The organism is Aminobacter sp. P4_D5 (assembly GCF_056401815.1).
Map to the genome: position 1 here is coordinate 1 of NZ_JBFUIP010000096.1, position 20994 is coordinate 20994.

A 20994-nucleotide genomic window follows, 5' to 3' on the forward strand; every position below is an offset into this window, starting at 1 on the left:
CTCAGGTAGCGGCATCTCCCGGTCACGGGATCATCCAGAAGTCCGGTCAACAGAAGTCCGGTCAACGGACGTTGAAAGCAGAGCGGCACATGGCGAAAACCACGAACCCCTTCACCTTTCTGCAGCAGGTAAGGTCGGAAACGGCGAAGGTTACGTGGCCATCACGGCGCGAGACGATGATCTCCACGGTCATGGTCCTCGGCTTTGCGATTATTGCGATGATTTTCTTTTTTGCTGCAGACCAGCTGATGGCTTTCGCCGTCGAGCAGATCTTGGGCATGGGCCGCTAAGGCTGCGAATACGGAGAATTCCTGAGATGACTGCGCGCTGGTATATCGTCCACGCCTATTCGAACTTCGAAAAGAAGGTCGCTGAGGACATTGTGCACAAGGCCAAGCAGAAGGGCCTGAGCGAGCAGATCGAGCAGATCGTCGTTCCGACTGAGAAGGTTGTCGAGGTTCGGCGCGGCCGCAAGGTCGACGCCGAGCGCAAGTTCTTCCCGGGCTACGTGCTGCTGAAGGCCCATTTGACCGATGCTGTTTTCTCGCTCGTGAAGAACACGCCGAAGGTTACTGGTTTCCTTGGTGATTCAAAGCCGGTGCCGATCACCGAGGCTGAAGCCCAGCGCATTCTGAATCAGGTCCAGGAGGGCGTCGAGCGTCCCAAGCCGTCGGTCACTTTCGAGATCGGCGAAGCGGTTCGCGTTTCCGACGGTCCGTTCGCGTCGTTCAACGGTTTCGTCCAGGAAGTGGACGAGGAGCGCGCGCGCCTCAAGGTGGAAGTTTCGATCTTCGGGCGTRCTGTGCCTGTCGATCTCGAATTCGGTCAGGTCGAAAAGGGCTGATCGAAGCGCCCGTCGCCGGTTTCGGTGGTGGGCAGTGTCAGGCGCATGCCTGGCGCAAGCATGGTGGGAGAAGAGGCGGCTTAGCCGGTTGTCTTTTTCGCACCACCGAACTGCAACCGCCGGGTCCTCCGGCATAAAACGAAAGCAGGAAAGAGATGGCTAAGAAAGTTGCGGGCCAGCTCAAGCTCCAGGTTTCCGCGGGTTCGGCGACACCGTCGCCCCCGATCGGTCCGGCGCTTGGTCAGCGTGGCATCAACATCATGGAGTTCTGCAAGGCGTTCAACGCGCAGACCCAGGAGCTCGAGAAGGGATCCCCGATCCCGGTCGTGATCACCTATTACCAGGACAAGTCGTTCACCTTCGTCATGAAGACGCCACCGGTGGCCTACTTCCTGAAGAAGGCGGCCAACCTCAAGTCGGGCTCCAAGGAGCCGGGCAAGATCAAGGCTGGCGAGATCAGCAGCGCCAAGGTGCGCGAGATCGCCGAAATCAAGTTGAAGGACCTGAACGCGAACGATATCGAAGCCGCCGTCAAGATGGTCGAAGGCTCGGCTCGTTCGATGGGCCTGGAAGTGGTGGGCTGAGATCATGGCTAAGATTGCAAAGCGCGTTTCCAAGTCCCGTGAAGGCATCGATGCGGACAAGGCTTATGGCCTTGGCGAAGCACTCGAGCTTTTGAAGGCTCGCTCGTCGGTCAAGTTCGACGAGACCATCGAAGTCGCCATGAACCTCGGCGTCGACCCGCGCCATGCTGACCAGATGGTCCGCGGCGTGGTCAACCTGCCGAACGGCACGGGCCGCACGGTCCGCGTCGCGGTTTTCGCACGCGATGCAAAGGCTGACGAAGCCCGCGCCGCTGGCGCCGACATTGTTGGTGCGGAAGATCTCGTGGATATCGTCCAGAAGGGCCAGATCGACTTCGACCGCTGCATCGCCACCCCCGACATGATGCCGCTGGTCGGTCGTCTCGGTAAGGTTCTCGGCCCGCGCGGCATGATGCCGAACCCGAAGGTCGGTACCGTGACCACCGACGTCGCAGCAGCCGTCAAGGCTTCGAAGGGCGGCGCTGTTGAGTTCCGCGTCGAAAAGGCCGGCATCATCCACGGCGGCGTCGGCAAGGTCTCGTTCGACGTCAAGGCGCTGGAAGAAAACATCCGTGCTTTTGCTGACGCCGTGAACAAGGCCAAGCCGGCTGGCGCCAAGGGCGTGTACGTCAAGAAGGTGTCTGTCACCTCGACGATGGGCCCCGGCCTCAAGATCGACCTCGGCACGCTCGTCGCGTCGTGATTGTTTGAATTGGGATCTGCCAGCAATGGCATGGTCCTGAAAAGAATTCCGGGCCTCCGGGCCCGGATTTTTCGGAAGTTGGAAACAACTTTCGAAATCCTGTCCGAGATTGCAGGCGGTCCAAGCGACCCTTGGTCCTTAATTCGAATGGGCCTGCATGAGACGGGGTGAAGACCAGACAAAGGAGCCTTTGCTCCAATGAAAGGTTCGAACCGTGTTTGCCTTTTGTCTGCGCATCGCGCCGGGCCGCAAGCCCGTCAGGTGTGGCGAAAGGGGGCAGGATCCTCGAGCGCCGTTCGGGTGATCTGGAATTTCTGGATTAGCCGCCCGGCAAAAGGCAACCCGACCGCACACCCCGCAAATGGGAGGCGGTCAACTGGAGATAGGCAGTGGACAGAGCGGAAAAACGCGAACTCGTCACGGGCCTGAATGACGCGTTCTCGAACGCAGGTTCAGTCGTCGTGGCCCACTATGCCGGTATCACCGTCGCGCAAATGAACGATCTTCGCGTGAAGATGCGTCAGGCCGGCGGCACCGTCAAAGTCGCGAAGAACCGTCTCGCCAAAATCGCTCTTCAGGGCACGGAATCCGAAAGCATCATCGATCTGTTCAAGGGACAGACGCTGGTTGCCTATTCGGAGGATCCGATTGCAGCGCCGAAGGTCGCGTCCGACTTCGCCAAGGCCAATGACAAGCTTGTCATCCTTGGTGGTTCGATGGGCACGACCTTGCTGAACGCCGATGGAGTCAAGGCACTAGCCGCGCTCCCGTCGCTCAACGAGCTGCGTGCAAGGCTGGTTGGCATGATCGCCACCCCGGCTACCCGGATCGCCCAGATCGTCAATGCGCCAGCGGCTTCGGTCGCGCGCGTCATTGGCGCTTACGCCCGGAAGGACGAGGCGGCATGAGGCCGTTCCTCGCTATCATCAACACTCGTTCGAACTGATTGAAGGAATAGATAAATGGCTGATCTCGCAAAGATCGTTGACGACCTGTCGGCCCTGACCGTCCTCGAGGCGGCTGAGCTGTCGAAGCTTCTCGAAGAAAAGTGGGGCGTTTCCGCCGCTGCTCCGGTTGCTGTCGCTGCCGCTGGCGGCGCTGCTGCTGCTCCGGTCGAAGAGAAGACCGAGTTCGATGTCATCCTGGCAGCTGCCGGCGACAAGAAGATCGAAGTCATCAAGGAAGTCCGCGCCATCACCGGCCTGGGCCTCAAGGAAGCCAAGGACCTCGTCGAAGGCGCTCCGAAGCCGGTCAAGGAAGGCGTTTCCAAGGCCGACGCAGAGAAGCTCAAGGCTCAGCTGGAAGCAGCTGGCGCCAAGATCGAGCTTAAGTAAGCTCACGGTTTCGGTGGGCGGCCCAATCGCCGCCCACCGGCTCCCGTGACCCGGGGGATTGTGGGGAACCTATTTCCTGATGGCCGCAAGCGGCTTTCAGGAAACGGGTTTTCGCCCGTTTTGGATAGGCCGCCGCCGAGGCGGCGCGAAAATGCAAGGTGAGCATTAGCGACGCTCACCCCAAGTAAAGGCAGCAAGGAGCGACGATGGCCCAGATCCAGACTTTCAATGGCCGCAGACGCGTACGCAAGTTCTTCGGAAAGATTCCCGAAGTTGCGGAGATGCCGAACCTCATCGAGGTTCAAAAAGCATCCTACGATCAGTTCCTGATGGTGGACGAGCCCAAGGGCGGTCGTCCCGATGAAGGACTGCAGGCCGTTTTCAAGTCGGTCTTTCCGATCTCTGACTTCTCCGGCGCGTCGATGCTGGAGTTCGTCAAGTATGAGTTCGAAGCACCGAAGTTCGACGTCGACGAGTGCCGTCAGCGCGATCTGACCTTTGCTGCGCCGCTCAAGGTGACGCTGCGCCTCATCGTGTTCGATATTGACGAAGATACCGGCGCGAAGTCGATCAAGGACATCAAAGAGCAGGACGTCTACATGGGCGACATGCCGCTCATGACGTCCAACGGCACCTTCATCGTCAACGGCACCGAGCGCGTCATCGTTTCGCAGATGCACCGTTCGCCGGGCGTCTTCTTCGACCACGACAAGGGCAAGTCGCACTCGTCGGGCAAGCTTTTGTTTGCCGCGCGCGTCATTCCTTACCGTGGTTCGTGGCTCGACATCGAGTTCGACTCCAAGGACATCGTCCACGCCCGTATCGACCGTCGCCGCAAGATTCCGGTGACGTCGCTGCTGATGGCGCTTGGCATGGACGGCGAGGAGATCCTGTCGACCTTCTACAACAAGATCACCTACAAGAAGTCGGGCGATCACTGGCGCATTCCGTTCTCGGTAGAGCGTTTCCGCGGCCTCAAGGCCGTCGGCGATCTGGTTGATGCCGACACCGGCGAAATCGTCGTCGAGGCTGGCAAGAAGATCACCGCGCGTCAGGCCAAGCAACTTGCCGAAAAGGGCCTCAAGGCGATCAAGGCGACCGAAGACGATCTCTTTGGCAGCTACCTCGCCGAGGACATCGTCAACTACGGCACCGGCGAGATCTTCCTCGAAGCTGGCGACGAGATCGACGAAAAGACCTTGAAGGTTCTGCTCGCGGCCGGCGAGGAAGAGATCAAGATCCTCGACATCGATCATATCAATGTCGGCGGCTACATCCGCAACACGCTCACGGTCGACAAGAACGAGAGCCGCCAGGACGCGCTGTTCGACATCTACCGTGTCATGCGTCCGGGCGAGCCGCCTACGCTCGATACCGCCGAAGCCATGTTCAACTCGCTGTTCTTCGATAGCGAGCGCTACGACCTTTCGGCCGTCGGCCGCGTCAAGATGAACATGCGTCTCGAGCTCAACGCGGAAGACACAGTGCGTGTCCTGCGCAAGGACGACATCCTTGCCGTGGTCAAGACGCTGGTCGAACTGCGTGACGGCAAGGGCGAGATCGACGACATCGACAATCTCGGCAACCGSCGYGTTCGYTCGGTCGGCGAGCTGATGGARAAYCAGTACCGCGTCGGTCTGCTCCGCATGGAGCGGGCGATCAAGGAACGTATGTCCTCGATCGAAATCGACACGGTCATGCCGCAGGACCTGATCAACGCCAAGCCGGCGGCTGCCGCCGTGCGCGAGTTCTTCGGTTCCTCGCAGCTGTCGCAGTTCATGGATCAGACCAACCCGCTGTCGGAGATCACCCACAAGCGTCGTCTTTCGGCGCTTGGACCTGGTGGTCTGACCCGCGAGCGCGCTGGCTTCGAAGTCCGCGACGTGCATCCGACCCACTACGGCCGTATCTGCCCGATTGAGACGCCGGAAGGCCCGAATATCGGTCTGATCAACTCGCTGGCTACCTTCGCACGCGTCAACAAGTACGGCTTCATCGAAAGCCCGTACCGCAAGATCGTCGACGGCAAGCTGACGAACGAAGTTGTCTATCTGTCGGCTATGGAAGAGGCCAAGCACTTCGTTGCCCAGGCCAACGCCGAGCTCGACAAGGACGGCCACTTCGTCGACGAGTTCGTCATCTGCCGTAATGCCGGCGATGTGATGATGGCGCCGCGCGAAAACGTCGATCTTATGGACGTTTCGCCCAAGCAGATGGTGTCGGTCGCAGCCGCGCTGATCCCGTTCCTGGAAAACGACGACGCCAACCGCGCTCTGATGGGCTCGAACATGCAGCGTCAGGCCGTGCCGCTGGTGCGTGCTGAGGCTCCGTTTGTCGGTACCGGCATGGAGCCGATCGTTGCGCGTGACTCTGGTGCTGCCATCGGCGCTCGCCGTGGCGGTATCGTCGACCAGGTCGACGCGACGCGTATCGTTGTTCGTGCGACGGAAGACCTCCATCCGGGCAAGTCTGGCGTCGACATCTACCGTCTGATGAAGTTCCAGCGTTCAAACCAGAACACCTGCATCAACCAGCGTCCGCTGGTTCGTATGGGCGACCGGGTCAACAAGGGCGACATCATCGCCGACGGCCCGTCGACCGAGCTCGGCGATCTGGCTCTCGGCCGTAACGTGCTCGTCGCGTTCATGCCTTGGAACGGCTACAACTACGAGGACTCGATCCTGCTCTCCGAGCGCATCGTGGCCGACGACGTCTTCACCTCGATCCACATCGAGGAGTTCGAGGTCATGGCCCGCGATACGAAGCTTGGGCCTGAGGAAATCACCCGCGACATTCCGAACGTTTCGGAAGAAGCGCTGAAGAACCTCGACGAAGCGGGTATCGTCTACATCGGTGCGGAAGTGGCTCCAGGCGACATTCTGGTCGGCAAGATCACGCCGAAGGGCGAAAGCCCGATGACGCCGGAAGAGAAGCTTCTGCGTGCCATCTTCGGCGAAAAGGCCTCGGATGTCCGTGACACCTCCATGCGCATGCCGCCCGGAACCTACGGCACCATCGTCGAAGTTCGCGTCTTCAACCGCCACGGCGTGGAGAAGGACGAACGCGCCATGGCAATCGAGCGCGAGGAAATCGAGCGTCTCGCCAAGGACCGTGACGACGAGCAGGCGATCCTCGATCGCAACGTCTACAGCCGCCTGAGTGACATGCTCATCGGCAAGGACGCGATTGCCGGACCGAAGGGCTTCAAGAAGGGCTCGACCGTCGCCAAGGAGACGCTGGACGACTATCCGCGTTCGCAGTGGTGGCAGTTCGCCGTTGAAGACGAGAAGATGCAGGGTGAGCTCGAAGCTCTGCGCGGCCAGTACGACGACTCCAAGAAGCAGCTCGAGCAGCGCTTCATGGACAAGGTCGARAAGSTGCAGCGCGGCGACGAGMTGCCGCCCGGCGTGATGAAGATGGTCAAGGTCTTCGTKGCGGTGAAGCGCAAGMTGCAGCCCGGCGACAAGATGGCSGGMCGYCAYGGCAACAAGGGTGTCGTGTCGCGYGTCGTGCCGGTCGAGGACATGCCGTTCCTCGARGACGGAACGCATGCGGACATCGTGCTCAATCCGCTCGGCGTGCCTTCGCGCATGAATGTCGGCCAGATTCTGGAAACGCATCTGGGTTGGGCATGCGCAGGCATGGGCAAGAAGATCGGTGAGCTGATCGAGGCGTACAAGACGGGTGGCGATATCAAGCCGCTGCGCGAGACGCTCGAGAGCTTCATTCCGGCCAACGACCGCAACGAGCCGGTCCGCGATTATGACGACGAAAGCATCGTTCGCCTCAGCGAGCAGATGAAGCGTGGCGTCTCGATCGCGACCCCGGTGTTTGACGGCGCGCATGAGGCCGACATCAATGTGATGTTGGCGCAGGCGGGTCTTCACACCTCCGGCCAGTCGCAGTTGTACGACGGACGTACGGGCGAGCCGTTCGACCGCATGGTGACGATGGGCTACATCTACATGCTSAAGCTKCACCACCTGGTCGACGACAAGATCCACGCSCGYTCGATCGGMCCYTACTCGCTSGTYACSCAGCAGCCGCTGGGCGGCAAGGCSCAGTTCGGYGGSCAGCGYTTCGGCGARATGGAGGTCTGGGCGCTCGARGCCTAYGGCGCSGCCTACACGCTGCAGGAAATGCTGACCGTGAAGTCGGACGACGTGGCAGGCCGTACCAAGGTCTACGAGGCGATCGTGCGCGGCGACGACACGTTCGAAGCGGGCATTCCCGAGAGCTTCAACGTTCTCGTCAAGGAAATGCGGTCGCTGGGCCTCAATGTCGAGCTTGAGAACACCAAGATCGACGAGACGCACCGGCTGCCCGACGCAGCCGAGTAAGCACTAAAGGCGCGCCGCGGGGATTTTCCCCCGCGGCGTCGCCGCTGAGCACGATCCCGTCAAACGGGTGCCGTTTTCGGTCAAGATCGTGCTCGAATGATAAGAATTTTTCGGCGACGGCCGACACAGCTGGCGGGCGCTCTGGTCCGCACACGATGACAAGGGGCTTTCGAGGGCCCCGAAAAGGAGAACGGCATGAACCAAGAGGTCATGAATCTCTTCAACCCTCAGGCGCCTGCGCAGGTGTTCGATTCCATCCGGATTTCGCTCGCCAGCCCTGAGAAGATTCTGTCCTGGTCGTTCGGCGAAATCAAAAAGCCGGAGACGATCAACTACCGCACCTTCAAGCCGGAGCGTGACGGGCTGTTCTGCGCCCGCATCTTTGGCCCGATCAAGGATTACGAGTGCCTGTGCGGTAAGTACAAGCGCATGAAGTACAAGGGCGTCATCTGCGAAAAGTGCGGCGTGGAAGTGACGCTGTCGCGCGTTCGCCGCGAGCGCATGGGCCACATCGAACTCGCCGCACCCGTCGCCCACATCTGGTTCCTGAAGTCGCTGCCGAGCCGCATCGGCACGCTGCTCGACATGACGCTCAAGGATATCGAGCGCGTCCTGTACTTCGAGAACTACATCGTCACCGAGCCGGGCCTGACCGCGCTTAAGGAGCACCAGCTCCTGGGCGAGGAAGAGTACCAGATCGCCGTCGACGAGTATGGCGAGGATTCGTTCACCGCCATGATCGGCGCGGAAGCCATCCATGACCTGCTTGCCAGCATGGATCTGGAAAAGATCGCTGGCGATCTCCGTTCCGAGCTTGCAACGACCACGTCGGAACTCAAGCAGAAGAAGTATCTGAAGCGACTCAAGGTCGTCGAGAACTTCATGGAATCGGGCAATCGTCCCGAGTGGATGATCATGAAGGTCGTGCCGGTGATCCCGCCGGACCTGCGTCCGTTGGTCCCGCTGGATGGCGGCCGCTTTGCGACGTCCGACCTGAACGATCTCTATCGCCGCGTCATCAACCGCAACAACCGCTTGAAGCGTCTGATCGAGCTGCGTGCGCCTGGCATCATCATCCGCAACGAAAAGCGCATGCTGCAGGAAGCTGTCGACGCACTGTTCGACAACGGCCGCCGTGGCCGCGTCATCACCGGTGCCAACAAGCGTCCGCTGAAGTCGCTGTCCGACATGCTCAAGGGCAAGCAGGGCCGCTTCCGTCAGAACCTGCTCGGCAAGCGCGTCGACTATTCCGGCCGTTCGGTCATCGTGACCGGTCCGGAGCTCAAGCTGCACCAGTGCGGCCTGCCGAAGAAGATGGCGCTAGAGCTGTTCAAGCCGTTCATCTATGCCCGTCTCGACGCCAAGGGTTACTCCTCGACCGTCAAGCAGGCCAAGAAGCTGGTCGAGAAGGAAAAGCCGGAAGTCTGGGATATCCTCGATGAGGTCATCCGCGAACATCCGGTGCTGCTCAACCGCGCGCCGACGCTGCACCGCCTGGGCATCCAGGCCTTCGAGCCCATTCTGATCGAAGGCAAGGCGATCCAGCTGCATCCGCTCGTCTGCACGGCCTTCAACGCCGACTTCGACGGCGACCAGATGGCTGTCCACGTTCCGCTTTCGCTCGAGGCTCAGCTTGAAGCCCGCGTGCTGATGATGTCGACCAACAACATCCTGCACCCGGCTTCTGGCGCGCCGATCATCGTGCCGTCGCAGGACATGGTTCTCGGTCTCTACTATCTCTCGATCGTCAACCAGAACGAGCCGGGCGAGGGCATGGTGTTTGCCGACATGGGCGAACTCCAGCACGCGCTTGAGACCAAGGCAGTCACGCTGCACTCCAAGATCAAGGGTCGTTTCCGCACGGTCGACGCCGCTGGCAATGTCGTGTCCAACATCCATGAGACGACGCCTGGGCGCATGATCATCGGCGAACTGCTGCCGAAGAACGTCAACGTGCCGTACGATACAGCCAACCAGGAGATGACCAAGAAGAACATCTCCAAGATGATCGACACCGTCTACCGCCACTGCGGTCAGAAAGAGACGGTCATCTTCTGCGATCGCATCATGGCCCTGGGCTTTGCTCATGCCTGCCGCGCCGGCATTTCGTTCGGCAAGGACGACATGCTGATCCCGGATACGAAGGAGAAGCTGGTCGCCGATACCGAGGCGCTCGCCAAGGAATACGAGCAGCAGTACAATGACGGCCTGATCACTCAGGGCGAGAAGTACAACAAGGTCGTCGACGCCTGGGCCAAGTGCTCGGAAAAGGTCGCCGACGAAATGATGGCCCGCATCAAGGCGGTGGAGTTCGAAGACAGCGGCCGTCAGAAGCCGATGAACTCGATCTACATGATGTCGCACTCCGGTGCGCGTGGTTCGCCCACCCAGATGCGTCAGCTTGCCGGTATGCGTGGCCTGATGGCCAAGCCGTCGGGTGAAATCATCGAGACGCCGATCATTTCCAACTTCAAGGAAGGTCTGACGGTTCTCGAGTACTTCAACTCGACCCACGGTGCCCGTAAGGGTCTCGCCGATACCGCTCTGAAGACGGCTAACTCCGGCTACCTGACCCGTCGTCTCGTCGACGTGGCGCAGGATTGCATCGTCAACTCGGTTGATTGCGGCACCGACAAGGRCCTCACCATGCAGCCGATCGTCGATGCCGGCCAGGTGGTCGCTTCGCTCGGCCTGCGTATCCTTGGCCGTACGTCGCTCGACGACATCAACCACCCGGTTACCGGTGATCTGCTGGTCAAGGCCGGCACGCTCATGGACGAACGCGACATCGAGGTGATCGAGAAGGCTGGCGTCCAGTCCGTCCGCATCCGTTCGGCACTGACCTGCGAAGTCAAGGTCGGCGTCTGCGCGGTCTGCTACGGTCGCGATCTGGCACGTGGTACCCCTGTCAACCAGGGCGAAGCTGTCGGCGTCATCGCTGCTCAGTCGATCGGCGAGCCGGGCACGCAGCTTACCATGCGTACCTTCCACATGGGCGGTACCGCACAGGTGGTGGACAGCTCGTTCCTTGAAGCCTCCTATGAGGGCAAGGTCGAGATCCGCAACCGCAACGTGGTTCGCAACTCTGACGGCAACCTTGTCGTGATGGGCCGCAACATGGCGATCCTGATCCTCGACGAAACCGGCAAGGAACGTGCCACGCACCGTGTCACCTATGGTTCGCGCATCTTCGTGGACGATGGCGACAAGGTGAAGCGCGGCCAGCGTGTCGCCGAGTGGGATCCCTATACCCGTCCGATCCTCACCGAAATCGAAGGCCGCGTGGCGTTCGAGGATCTGGTCGACGGCATTTCCGTTCAGGAAACGGCCGACGAGTCGACCGGCATCACCAAGCGTGAGGTCATCGACTGGCGTTCGACCCCGCGCGGCAACGATCTGAAGCCCGCGATCGTCGTTCAGGACGCCAAGGGCAAGGTCGGCAAGCTGTCGAAGGGCGGCGATGCTCGCTTCCTGCTCTCGGTCGAGGCCATCTTGTCGGTCGAGCCGGGTGCGCATGTGCATCCTGGCGACGTTCTGGCGCGTATCCCGATGGAAAGCGCGAAGACCAAGGACATCACCGGTGGTCTGCCGCGTGTTGCCGAGCTCTTCGAAGCCCGCCGTCCGAAGGATCACGCCATCATCGCCGAGATCGACGGTACGGTCCGCTTCGGTCGCGACTACAAGAACAAGCGCCGCATCATCATCGAGCCGCATGACTCGACGCTTGAACCGGTCGAGTACCTGATCCCGAAGGGCAAGCCGTTCCATCTTCAGGACGGCGATGCCATCGAAAAGGGCGACTACATCCTCGACGGCAATCCGGCGCCGCACGACATTCTGGCCATCAAGGGCGTGGAGGCGCTTGCGTCCTACCTCGTCAACGAGATCCAGGAAGTCTACCGGTTGCAGGGCGTGTCGATCAACGACAAGCACATCGAGGTCATCGTTCGTCAGATGCTGCAGAAGGTCGAGATCACCGCTCAGGGCGACTCGGTCTACATCCCGGGCGATCATGTCGACGTCATCGAGTTCGACGAGATCAACGATCGCCTGATCGAGGAAGGCAAGAAGCCTGCCGAAGGTCAGCCGGTTCTGCTCGGTATCACCAAGGCATCGCTGCAGACGCCGTCCTTCATCTCGGCCGCTTCCTTCCAGGAAACGACCAGGGTGTTGACGGAAGCTGCGGTCGCCGGCAAGACCGACATGCTGCAGGGTCTCAAGGAAAACGTCATCGTCGGCCGTCTTATCCCGGCGGGCACGGGCGGCATGATGAGCCAGATCAGGCGCATCGCCACCTCGCGCGACGAACTGATCCTCGACGAGCGCCGCAAGCTCTCGGGTGTCGAGGTCGCCGAGCCGATCCTGACCGACATGGTCAACGCCGCTCAATAAGGGCGTCGTCCAACAAGAATGGGAAAGGGGGCTTCGGCCCCCTTTTTTTATTTGGGTGACACCTGGGCTTCATGTGCCTGTCAAATGCCGTCGCTATCATTGCGGGTCCGACGCGCATTACAGGTGACTGCATCATGAAGTTTCTTCTTTCCGCCATCGCTGCCGTGCTGGCCTCGTCAGTGATTTCGGCCCACGCGCAAGACACCGGTCCGCTCAAGGCGACGCTGCTTGGCCAGGTCGTTCTCCCGACCGGCCTGAAGATCGCGGGAACCGAGTTCGGCGGCATTTCCGGCCTCGACTATGATGCGGCGAGCGAGCTGTTCTACGCCATCTCGGACGACCGCTCGGAACGCGCGCCGGCGCGGCTCTACACGCTGAAACTTGCGATCGACGACAAAGGTGTCCACGGCGTCGATATCGTGTCGAGCAATGCTCTACGTGACGCTGAGGGTGCTGTCTTCGCCAAGAAGGATGTCGACCCCGAGGCGATCCGCTTCGATGCGTCGGCCAACCGGATCTTCTGGTCGAGCGAGGGCGATGCTGGCGGCAAGCCGGCTATCTACGAAGCAAAGCCAGATGGCAGCCACATCAGGAGTTTTGCCATTCCACAGGCTTATTTGCCCAATGCCGACAAGACGTCGGGTGTTCGCGGCAATCTTTCATTTGAAAGCCTGGCCATCTCGCTCGACGGCAAGACCCTTTGGGCAGGAACAGAAAATGCCCTGGCCCAGGACGGCGAAAAGGCCAGGCTGGAAGCCGGCAGTCCGTCGCGCATCACCGGCTTCGACATTGCCAGCGGTGCGGTGACGGCCGAGTATGTCTATGAGAACGGACCGATCTTCGCCAAGGCAACGCACGATCCATTCTACAACGACAACGGCCTGTCCGAACTCCTGTTCTTCGGACCTGGCGAACTGTTGACCGTCGAGCGTTCCTTCGCCCTTGGCATCGGCAATCAGATCAATTTCTATCTGGCAAGCTTTGCGGGTGCCACCGATGTGAAGGGGCTCGCGTCGATCAAGGACGTTACGGCAACGCCTCTAACCAAGCGCAAGGTCCTGACGATCGGCGAGGGCGATTTCGGTCTCGACATCGACAATATCGAGTCTGTGACCTGGGGGCCGGAAGTCGACGGCAAGCGTACGCTGGTGATCGCCTCCGACAACAATTTCAACCCCGAGCAGTTCACCCAGTTCGTGGTGTTGAAACTGGACCCCGCCACCAACTAAGTGGAATCGCGCCACGGGTCAAAGGCCCGCTGAACCGGAGACGACCGACATCGGCGGGCAGGGCGGGTCAACGGACTTGAAATCAACGCGGCTCGTTAAAGGTCACGATCGACACTTCGCCTTCGAGCGCGCCTTGATAGGCTGAGATCTGCGGCTCGTCGTCGGGTTCGCCTTGCATGTCGCCGATCTGGTCAAGCTCGGCTTCGGCGTAACCTTCCTTGGCCAGGGCGTCGAGTGCCAGGCGCACAGCGGTATCGTCGTCCGGTGCGACGAGCATGATATGGACGCCTTCGGGCTTGCCACCCTTCTTACGCCAGACTCGTCCGGTGATGATCGTCACCGGCCGCTCTTCGTTGTCGTTCATCAGTGATTCCCTGTTTTAGATTCGCAAGTGCGGGGATTCGCCCCGGTTTCACCGATTTTCGCATGAAGAGTGGGGGGCAAAACAGGGCAAACAGCGTCACAAACCGGCTTAGTCCTTATGTTGCAGCGCAATAAAGTTGCTCCAGGCGCCTTGCACGGCCCGAAGTGCCGGTTTCGTTAAGGTTTTTAGAGGGACGGGCTTGACGGTTCCCGGTCATGCGAGTAGATACCGCCTCGTCTGAGCCGATGTGAGGTTGGTCTTTCCGAAGCGACAAGCTTTAGAGTTCACCTCAAACAGGGTTCGTTTTTACGAGCGAGAAGACATTTCCGGCGTGCATGAAGCGGTTTCGCTTCCTCTGCCTTTGTTCGGGCAAGACCGCAGATCGCGGTTTGTGGCCCGAATTCGCGTATGGATTTTGCGCTTGAAGCTGCCCTKAACGGGCTTGAGACACGGAATTGAGAGACAAGAGGGTTTAATGCCTACCGTCAACCAGCTGATCCGCAAGCCGCGCATAGCGCCGGTGAAGCGCAACAAGGTGCCGGCCATGCAGGCCAACCCGCAGAAGCGGGGCGTTTGCACGCGTGTCTATACGACGACGCCTAAGAAGCCGAACTCGGCTCTGCGTAAGGTCGCAAAGATCCGCCTGACCAATGGTTTTGAAGTGATCGGCTACATCCCCGGCGAAGGCCATAACCTTCAGGAGCACTCCGTGGTTATGATCCGCGGCGGTCGTGTGAAGGATCTTCCGGGCGTGCGTTATCACATCATCCGCGGCGTGCTCGACACGCAGGGTGTGAAGAACCGCAAGCAGCGCCGTTCGAAGTACGGTGCCAAGCGTCCGAAGTAATTCGGGTTCTGCAATTCGGGCGCTGCGCGAGGTTCTCCGCGTGTTAAGGCGTCGGTTCAAGGTTGAGAGACAAAGCTATGTCACGTCGTCACAGTGCAGAAAAGCGCGAGATCAACCCGGATCCCAAGTTCGGCGATCTGGTTGTTACCAAGTTCATGAACGCCGTCATGTATGACGGCAAGAAGTCGATCGCTGAAACGATCGTCTACGGCGCGCTTGATCAGGTTCAGGCCAAGACCAAGCAGGAGCCGGTCACCGTCTTCCATCAGGCGCTCGACAATGTCGCGCCGCATGTGGAAGTGCGTTCGCGTCGTGTCGGCGGCGCTACCTACCAGGTTCCGGTTGACGTGCGTCCTGAGCGCCGTCAGGCACTCGCCATTCGCTGGCTGATCACTGCCGCCCGCAACCGCAACGAGACCACCATGGTCGACCGCCTCTCCGGCGAGCTGATGGATGCGGCTAACAACCGCGGCACCGCCGTGAAGAAGCGTGAAGACACCCACAAGATGGCGGAAGCCAACCGCGCCTTCGCGCACTACCGCTGGTAATAGCGCGAACGAACGACTGAGAGGCACCTCCCATGGCCCGCGAATATAAGATCGAAGACTACCGTAATTTTGGTATCATGGCGCATATCGACGCCGGCAAGACCACGACCACCGAGCGCATCCTTTATTACACGGGCAAGTCGCACAAGATCGGCGAAGTCCATGACGGCGCTGCCACCATGGATTGGATGGAGCAGGAGCAGGAACGCGGCATCACGATCACGTCTGCTGCGACCACTACCTTCTGGAAGGGCCGTGATGGCTTGGGGCGTCGCTTCAACATCATCGACACCCCCGGCCACGTCGACTTCACCATCGAAGTCGAGCGTTCGCTGCGCGTTCTCGACGGCGCCATCGCGCTGCTCGATGCCAATGCCGGTGTTGAGCCGCAGACCGAGACCGTGTGGCGCCAGGCGGACAAGTACAACGTCCCGCGCATGATCTTCTGCAACAAGATGGACAAGATCGGCGCCGATTTCTATCGCTCTTATGACATGATCAAGTCGCGCCTCGGCGCCACTGCTGTCGCCGTCCAGCTGCCGATTGGCGCTGAATCGGAGTTCAAGGGCGTTGTCGACCTTATCGAGATGAACGCGCTGGTTTGGCGCGATGAGAGCCTGGGTGCTGCCTGGGACATCGTCGAGATCCCGGACGACCTCAAGGAAAAGGCCGCAGAATTCCGCGACAAGATGATTGAGGCCGCCGTCGAAATGGACGAGACGGCTCTTGAGAACTACCTCGAAGGCAAGATGCCGTCGAACGACGAACTGCGCGCGCTGATCCGCAAGGGCACCATCGCCGTCAAGTTCTTCCCGATGTTCTGCGGCTCGGCCTTCAAGAACAAGGGCGTTCAGCCGCTGCTTGATGGCGTTGGTGACTTCCTGCCGTCGCCGCTCGACGTTCCGGCCATCAAGGGCATCGATGCCAAGACCGAAGCTGAGATCGAGCGTCATGCTGACGACAGCGAGCCGCTTTCGATGCTCGCCTTCAAGATCATGAACGATCCGTTCGTTGGCTCGCTGACCTTCTGCCGCATCTACTCGGGCAAGGTGGTCAAGGGCGCGTCGCTCGAAAACACCGTCAAGGGCAAGAAAGAGCGTCTCGGCCGTATGCTGCAGATGCACTCGAACTCGCGCTCCGACATTGAAGAGGCTTTCGCCGGCGACATCGTCGCTCTGGCCGGCCTCAAGGAAACGACCACCGGCGACACGCTTTGCGATCCGCTGCACCAGGTCATCCTCGAACGCATGGAATTCCCCGAGCCGGTCATTCAGATCGCCATCGAGCCGAAGACCAAGGGCGACCAGGAAAAGATGGGACTCGCGCTCAACCGCCTGGCTGCTGAAGATCCTTCGTTCCGCGTCAAGTCGGATGAAGAGTCGGGTCAGACCATCATCTCCGGCATGGGCGAGCTGCATCTCGACATCATCGTCGACCGCATGCGTCGCGAGTTCAAGGTTGAGGCGAACGTCGGCGCTCCGCAGGTTGCGTATCGCGAGACGATCACCCGCACCCACGAGCAGGACTACACCCACAAGAAGCAGTCGGGTGGTACGGGCCAGTTCGCTCGCGTGAAGATCGTGTTTGAGCCGAACCCCGAGGGCGAAGATTTCGTCTTCGAATCGAAGATCGTCGGTGGTGCGGTTCCGAAGGAATACATCCCCGGTGTCGACAAGGGTCTCCGCAGCGTTCTGTCTTCGGGCCCGTTCGCAGGCTTCCCGATGATCGGCGTCAAGGCGACGCTCATCGACGGTGCCTACCACGATGTCGACTCCTCGGTGCTGGCCTTCGAAATCGCCGGTCGCGCCTGCCTTCGCGAAGCTGCTCCGAAGCTGGGTGTCCAGCTGCTCGAGCCGATCATGAAGGTCGAAGTCGTGACGCCGGAAGACTATGTCGGCAACGTCATTGGCGACTTGAACAGCCGTCGTGGCCAGATCCAGGGCCAGGAAAGCCGTGGTATCGCCGTCGTCGTTAACGCGATGGTGCCGCTGGCCAACATGTTCAAGTACGTGGACAGCTTGCGCTCGATGTCACAGGGCCGCGCCCAGTACACGATGCAGTTCGACCACTATGAGGCGGTTCCGACTGCGGTCGCACAGGAAGTTCAGAAGAAATACGCGTAATTCCAGCGAATTGCAGCGTTTTATTAATTCAACGCCCTTATCGGGCTAGCAAGAATGGAGACCTCACATGGCAAAAGGTAAATTCGAGCGTAATAAGCCTCATGTGAACATTGGCACGATTGGTCACGTCGACCATGGCAAGACGTCGCTGACGGCGGCGATCACCAAGTATTTCGGCGAGTTCAAGGCCTACGACCAGATCGACGCAGCGCCTGAAGAAAAGGCCCGCGGCATCACCATTTCGACGGCTCACGTCGAATACGAGACGCCTAACCGCCACTATGCCCACGTCGACTGCCCCGGCCACGCCGACTACGTCAAGAACATGATCACCGGTGCTGCCCAGATGGACGGCGCGATCCTGGTCGTGTCGGCTGCCGATGGCCCGATGCCGCAGACCCGCGAGCACATCCTGCTTGCCCGTCAGGTTGGCGTTCCGGCACTTGTCGTGTTCCTCAACAAGGTCGACCTGGTCGACGACGCTGAGCTGCTCGAACTGGTCGAGCTCGAAGTGCGCGAGCTTCTGTCGAAGTACGAATATCCCGGCGACGACATTCCGATGATCAAGGGTTCGGCTGTTGCTGCGCTCAACGATTCGGACAAGAAGATCGGCGAAGACGCGATCCGCGCGCTGATGGAAGCGGTCGACGCCTACATCCCGACGCCTGAGCGTCCGATCGACCGTCCGTTCCTGCTGCCGATCGAAGACGTGTTCTCGATCTCGGGCCGTGGCACGGTTGTCACCGGTCGCGTCGAGCGCGGCATCGTCAAGGTTGGCGAGACCGTCGAGATCGTCGGCATCCGCCCGACCACGTCGACGACGGTTACCGGCGTTGAAATGTTCCGCAAGCTGCTCGATCAGGGCCAGGCTGGCGACAACATCGGCGCGCTGATCCGTGGCGTTGGTCGTGAAGACGTCGAGCGTGGTCAGGTTCTGTGCAAGCCGGGTTCGGTCAAGCCGCACAAGAAGTTCGTGGCTGAAGCCTACATCCTGACCAAGGAAGAAGGTGGCCGTCACACGCCGTTCTTCACCAACTACCGTCCGCAGTTCTACTTCCGCACGACGGACGTGACCGGCATCGTGTCGCTGCCGGAAGGCACCGAGATGGTCATGCCCGGCGACAACATCACCGTCGATGTCGAGCTGATCGTGCCGATCGCCATGGAAGAGAAGCTGCGCTTCGCTATCCGTGAAGGTGGCCGTACCGTCGGCGCCGGCATCGTCGCCTCGATCAAAGAATAATCGACGCTTCATTGAATTGCATGAAGGGCGGCCCTCGGGGCGCCCTTTTTGTTTGCCCAAAGGCTACATTGCAAGGGGCTGCGCCACGGGTAAAGTTAGCGTCATTCGCACAATCGTTGGGGGACGATGCGCTTGGCCAGATCACGTGACATTTTCAGACGTCTGTTTTTACTTGCCGTGTTTGCCAGCGTGTTGGTCTCTCAGATGATGATGAGCGCCTCGGCTGGCCCGGGTGTCGATGATATCGACGATCCGATGAAGTTCGTGGTCGTCCGCAGCAGCACTCCATTTTGCGAACCCAATTGCCCGGAATTCATATGGGCACGCGGCGCGATAGAGGCAGGCACGCCGGCCGCCTTCAAGAAGATACTGAAGCGGATCGGAAACAAGCGCTTGCCGATCGTCATCAGTTCGCCCGGTGGAAGTGTCGATGCGGCGTACAAGCTGGGGCGAATGATCCGTGAGCGGAAGCTGGATGTAGGTGTTGGCAGCGCCTACCTGACCGCATGTCCCGCTGCCCAGCCGGATTGCGAAGCACAGCAGAAGAAAACCGGGATCTATTCGGGCGTTATCGTCGACTATGGCGTCTACTGTAACTCGGCATGTCCACTGGTGCTTGCCGGGGGCGTCAGGCGGCTTGCCGGTCCAACGACTTATGTCGGCGTCCATCAGATCACGACTACCTATTCCAGGGAAACGATCCGCTACCGGGAGAAGTACAAGATCGTGAAGGGTAAGAAGCGGGTGATCGAAAAGAAGATCGTCAGCCGCAAGAAGGTGGGCAGCTACCAAACGACAAAGCTGTCAAAGTCCAGCGAGCGGGCTTTTCTCGCCTATCTCAAGGAAATGGGGGTCGCGAAGTCCTACTTCGCCGCGGCCCAGGGAACGCCTGCCAAGGACATGCGTCAGCTCTTCCGGTTGGAAATGTTTGGCATGAACCTCACGACAGGCGACGAGCCTGCCGGCATTTTCGCGAGGGCAGGGCTGTGCCAGACGGGGCGGCCTGCGGAGAATTGCGTAGGGGGGGTAGTCTTGGCTGCCAAGCCCGCGAAGCCCTATCCGAAAGCGATAATTCCGCCGAACTCGCAGATGTGGTTTGCCGTTGTTCGGTCCAGCGAATCTGGCTGCGAACCAGATTGCCCAGAATGGATATCGGCTGAAGGCGATATCGATCCCAAAGCCCTTTCGCGCTTCGAGACCATTTTGAAGGCCCTCGAAGGGCGAAAACTACCGTTGGTCGTGTCGTCGAACGGTGGCGACGCGGAAACCTCGATCGCCTTGGGAAACGTGATTCGGGAAAACCGCCTGGATGTCGCAGTCGGCAGTACGGTTTTTTCCGGCTGCAAGCCCCGCTCCAAGGATTGTGTCGTGACGGCAAAGACAGGGGCGCCCTATTTCGGCAATGCCGTTTCAGGTGGTGGCGAATGCACCCGTGACTGCATGTTGATGCTGGCTGGAGGTAAAACAAGGCTCGCGGGCTATGGAACATTCGTTGGCTGGGAGACCGGGGACAAGCCTTCTGAAGCGGTGCTAGCTGCTTATTCGGGGCAGGTGAACGTAAAGACGGAGTCATTCGACTCTGGCCCACCGGTCAAGCTCGATGACTATGCTCAGTATCGTTTATTGCAAAGAGGCCTTCTGACCCGCATTAGCGCGGTGGATTTACTCGTCGACGGAGCTATTTGCCGTACGATCCCGACGCCAGGAAACTGCAGAGCAGCTAGCCTCGGCGAGTTCCCACGATAGCGCTCCCCATATGCCTTCAACCGAGTCCTAGGGATGGCGGACATCGCCATGCCCCGTTGGTCCGAAACCGCAGCTGTGAATGTTCACAACATGCTTCATTGCGCTCTTTACAGACGCGTCGGAAATCCTTAGGAAGCCGGTGCTGCGCAGTTGATGCGCGGCGCGATGCACGGGCATAGCTCAGTTGGTAGAGCGGCGGTCTCCAAAACCGCAGGTCGTAGGTTCGAGCCCTGCTGCCCGTGCCAGTCTTGCCAGAACTCGCTAATTCAGGCATAAGAGACTTTCGATAGCCGGAACGGAACGACTGGATGGTTCCGAAGCGGCGTTTAAACGTAAAGCTGCACCCTGCCACTTGCGTGGAAAGAGAATCGGTTTTATGTAGGCGAAACAGACACGCGGCGCGTGGAGCTGGGGATCCGGCTTTACGCGTCCGAATTGCATGGGCGGAATGTTTGCGCTGATTCGGCGCGGATTTCCTCTCAGGTAGCGGCATCTCCCGGTCACGGGATCATCCAGAAGTCCGGTCAACGGACGTTGAAAGCAGAGCGGCACATGGCGAAAACCACGAACCCCTTCACCTTTCTGCAGCAGGTAAGGTCGGAAACGGCGAAGGTTACGTGGCCATCACGGCGCGAGACGATGATCTCCACGGTCATGGTCCTCGGCTTTGCGATTATTGCGATGATTTTCTTTTTTG

The 20994-nt window shown here is 60.0% G+C and carries 16 protein-coding genes and 1 tRNA gene; 16 read left to right on the forward strand and 1 reads right to left on the reverse strand.

Going from position 1 to position 20994, the window contains the following annotated elements:
- Positions 1–89 precede the first annotated feature (89 nt).
- From secE (AC1DWF_RS19745) to AC1DWF_RS19785, 9 genes are all read left to right on the forward strand, one after another.
- A complete protein-coding gene (gene secE / locus AC1DWF_RS19745) occupies positions 90–290 on the forward strand; it encodes a preprotein translocase subunit SecE (RefSeq protein WP_067966516.1) in 201 nt (66 codons plus the stop codon).
- Positions 291–316: 26 nt separating this feature from the next.
- Complete coding sequence (gene nusG / locus AC1DWF_RS19750) at positions 317–844, forward strand: transcription termination/antitermination protein NusG (protein WP_476841959.1); 528 nt, start codon at positions 317–319, stop codon at positions 842–844.
- A gap of 155 nt (positions 845–999) precedes the next feature.
- Positions 1000–1428 carry a 50S ribosomal protein L11 gene (gene rplK, locus AC1DWF_RS19755; RefSeq protein WP_476783470.1) on the forward strand — a complete coding sequence of 143 codons (429 nt, stop codon included), beginning with the start codon at positions 1000–1002 and terminating at the stop codon, positions 1426–1428.
- Between the two features lie 4 nt (positions 1429–1432).
- Entirely contained in the window at positions 1433–2131 is a 699-nt protein-coding gene (rplA, locus tag AC1DWF_RS19760; RefSeq protein WP_476787664.1) for a 50S ribosomal protein L1, read from the forward strand.
- A gap of 389 nt (positions 2132–2520) precedes the next feature.
- On the forward strand, positions 2521–3039 hold the full coding sequence (gene rplJ, locus AC1DWF_RS19765) for a 50S ribosomal protein L10 (RefSeq protein WP_476783468.1): 519 nt from the start codon (positions 2521–2523) through the stop codon (positions 3037–3039).
- Between the two features lie 54 nt (positions 3040–3093).
- Positions 3094–3465 (forward strand): 50S ribosomal protein L7/L12, encoded by a 372-nt coding sequence (rplL, locus tag AC1DWF_RS19770; RefSeq protein ID WP_476783467.1) that lies wholly within the window; start codon positions 3094–3096, stop codon positions 3463–3465.
- Positions 3466–3671: 206 nt separating this feature from the next.
- A complete protein-coding gene (rpoB, locus tag AC1DWF_RS19775) occupies positions 3672–7805 on the forward strand; it encodes a DNA-directed RNA polymerase subunit beta (protein ID WP_476841960.1) in 4134 nt (1377 codons plus the stop codon).
- Positions 7806–8000: 195 nt separating this feature from the next.
- Positions 8001–12197: a DNA-directed RNA polymerase subunit beta' gene (gene rpoC, locus AC1DWF_RS19780; protein WP_476841961.1), complete on the forward strand. Its 4197-nt coding sequence runs from the start codon at positions 8001–8003 to the stop codon at positions 12195–12197.
- A 134-nt stretch (positions 12198–12331) separates the two neighbouring features.
- Complete coding sequence (locus AC1DWF_RS19785) at positions 12332–13426, forward strand: esterase-like activity of phytase family protein (RefSeq protein WP_476787660.1); 1095 nt, start codon at positions 12332–12334, stop codon at positions 13424–13426.
- 82 nt (positions 13427–13508) lie between these two features.
- Here the strand turns inward: AC1DWF_RS19785 and AC1DWF_RS19790 are convergent, their stop codons facing one another.
- On the reverse strand, positions 13509–13790 hold the full coding sequence (locus AC1DWF_RS19790; RefSeq protein WP_476786974.1) for a transcriptional regulator: 282 nt from the start codon (positions 13788–13790) through the stop codon (positions 13509–13511).
- Positions 13791–14265: 475 nt separating this feature from the next.
- On the opposite strand from AC1DWF_RS19790, the gene rpsL reads away from it, so the two are divergent.
- From rpsL to secE (AC1DWF_RS19825), 7 genes are all read left to right on the forward strand, one after another.
- Complete coding sequence (rpsL, locus tag AC1DWF_RS19795; RefSeq protein ID WP_008837709.1) at positions 14266–14637, forward strand: 30S ribosomal protein S12; 372 nt, start codon at positions 14266–14268, stop codon at positions 14635–14637.
- A gap of 77 nt (positions 14638–14714) precedes the next feature.
- Entirely contained in the window at positions 14715–15185 is a 471-nt protein-coding gene (rpsG, locus tag AC1DWF_RS19800; RefSeq protein WP_476786465.1) for a 30S ribosomal protein S7, read from the forward strand.
- A gap of 32 nt (positions 15186–15217) precedes the next feature.
- Positions 15218–17308: an elongation factor G gene (fusA, locus tag AC1DWF_RS19805; protein WP_476786466.1), complete on the forward strand. Its 2091-nt coding sequence runs from the start codon at positions 15218–15220 to the stop codon at positions 17306–17308.
- A 67-nt stretch (positions 17309–17375) separates the two neighbouring features.
- Positions 17376–18551 carry an elongation factor Tu gene (gene tuf / locus AC1DWF_RS19810; RefSeq protein ID WP_476782577.1) on the forward strand — a complete coding sequence of 392 codons (1176 nt, stop codon included), beginning with the start codon at positions 17376–17378 and terminating at the stop codon, positions 18549–18551.
- A gap of 132 nt (positions 18552–18683) precedes the next feature.
- Complete coding sequence (locus AC1DWF_RS19815; RefSeq protein ID WP_476804521.1) at positions 18684–20297, forward strand: COG3904 family protein; 1614 nt, start codon at positions 18684–18686, stop codon at positions 20295–20297.
- Between the two features lie 169 nt (positions 20298–20466).
- A tRNA-Trp gene (locus tag AC1DWF_RS19820) sits at positions 20467–20542 on the forward strand.
- A gap of 307 nt (positions 20543–20849) precedes the next feature.
- The coding region (secE, locus tag AC1DWF_RS19825) for a preprotein translocase subunit SecE (RefSeq protein ID WP_476841962.1) at positions 20850–20994 on the forward strand (145 nt) is incomplete at its 3' end.

What these genes read in the sequence shown, in the direction of transcription:
- secE (WP_067966516.1), top strand. Translation starts at nt 90, where the DNA reads ATGGCGAAAACCACGAACCCCTTCACCTTTCTGCAGCAGGTAAGGTCG.
- rplK (WP_476783470.1), top strand. Translation starts at nt 1,000, where the DNA reads ATGGCTAAGAAAGTTGCGGGCCAGCTCAAGCTCCAGGTTTCCGCGGGT.
- rplA (WP_476787664.1), top strand. Translation starts at nt 1,433, where the DNA reads ATGGCTAAGATTGCAAAGCGCGTTTCCAAGTCCCGTGAAGGCATCGAT.
- rplL (WP_476783467.1), top strand. Translation starts at nt 3,094, where the DNA reads ATGGCTGATCTCGCAAAGATCGTTGACGACCTGTCGGCCCTGACCGTC.
- AC1DWF_RS19785 (WP_476787660.1), top strand. Translation starts at nt 12,332, where the DNA reads ATGAAGTTTCTTCTTTCCGCCATCGCTGCCGTGCTGGCCTCGTCAGTG.
- AC1DWF_RS19790 (WP_476786974.1), bottom strand. Translation starts at nt 13,790, where the DNA reads ATGAACGACAACGAAGAGCGGCCGGTGACGATCATCACCGGACGAGTC.
- rpsL (WP_008837709.1), top strand. Translation starts at nt 14,266, where the DNA reads ATGCCTACCGTCAACCAGCTGATCCGCAAGCCGCGCATAGCGCCGGTG.
- rpsG (WP_476786465.1), top strand. Translation starts at nt 14,715, where the DNA reads ATGTCACGTCGTCACAGTGCAGAAAAGCGCGAGATCAACCCGGATCCC.
- fusA (WP_476786466.1), top strand. Translation starts at nt 15,218, where the DNA reads ATGGCCCGCGAATATAAGATCGAAGACTACCGTAATTTTGGTATCATG.
- tuf (WP_476782577.1), top strand. Translation starts at nt 17,376, where the DNA reads ATGGCAAAAGGTAAATTCGAGCGTAATAAGCCTCATGTGAACATTGGC.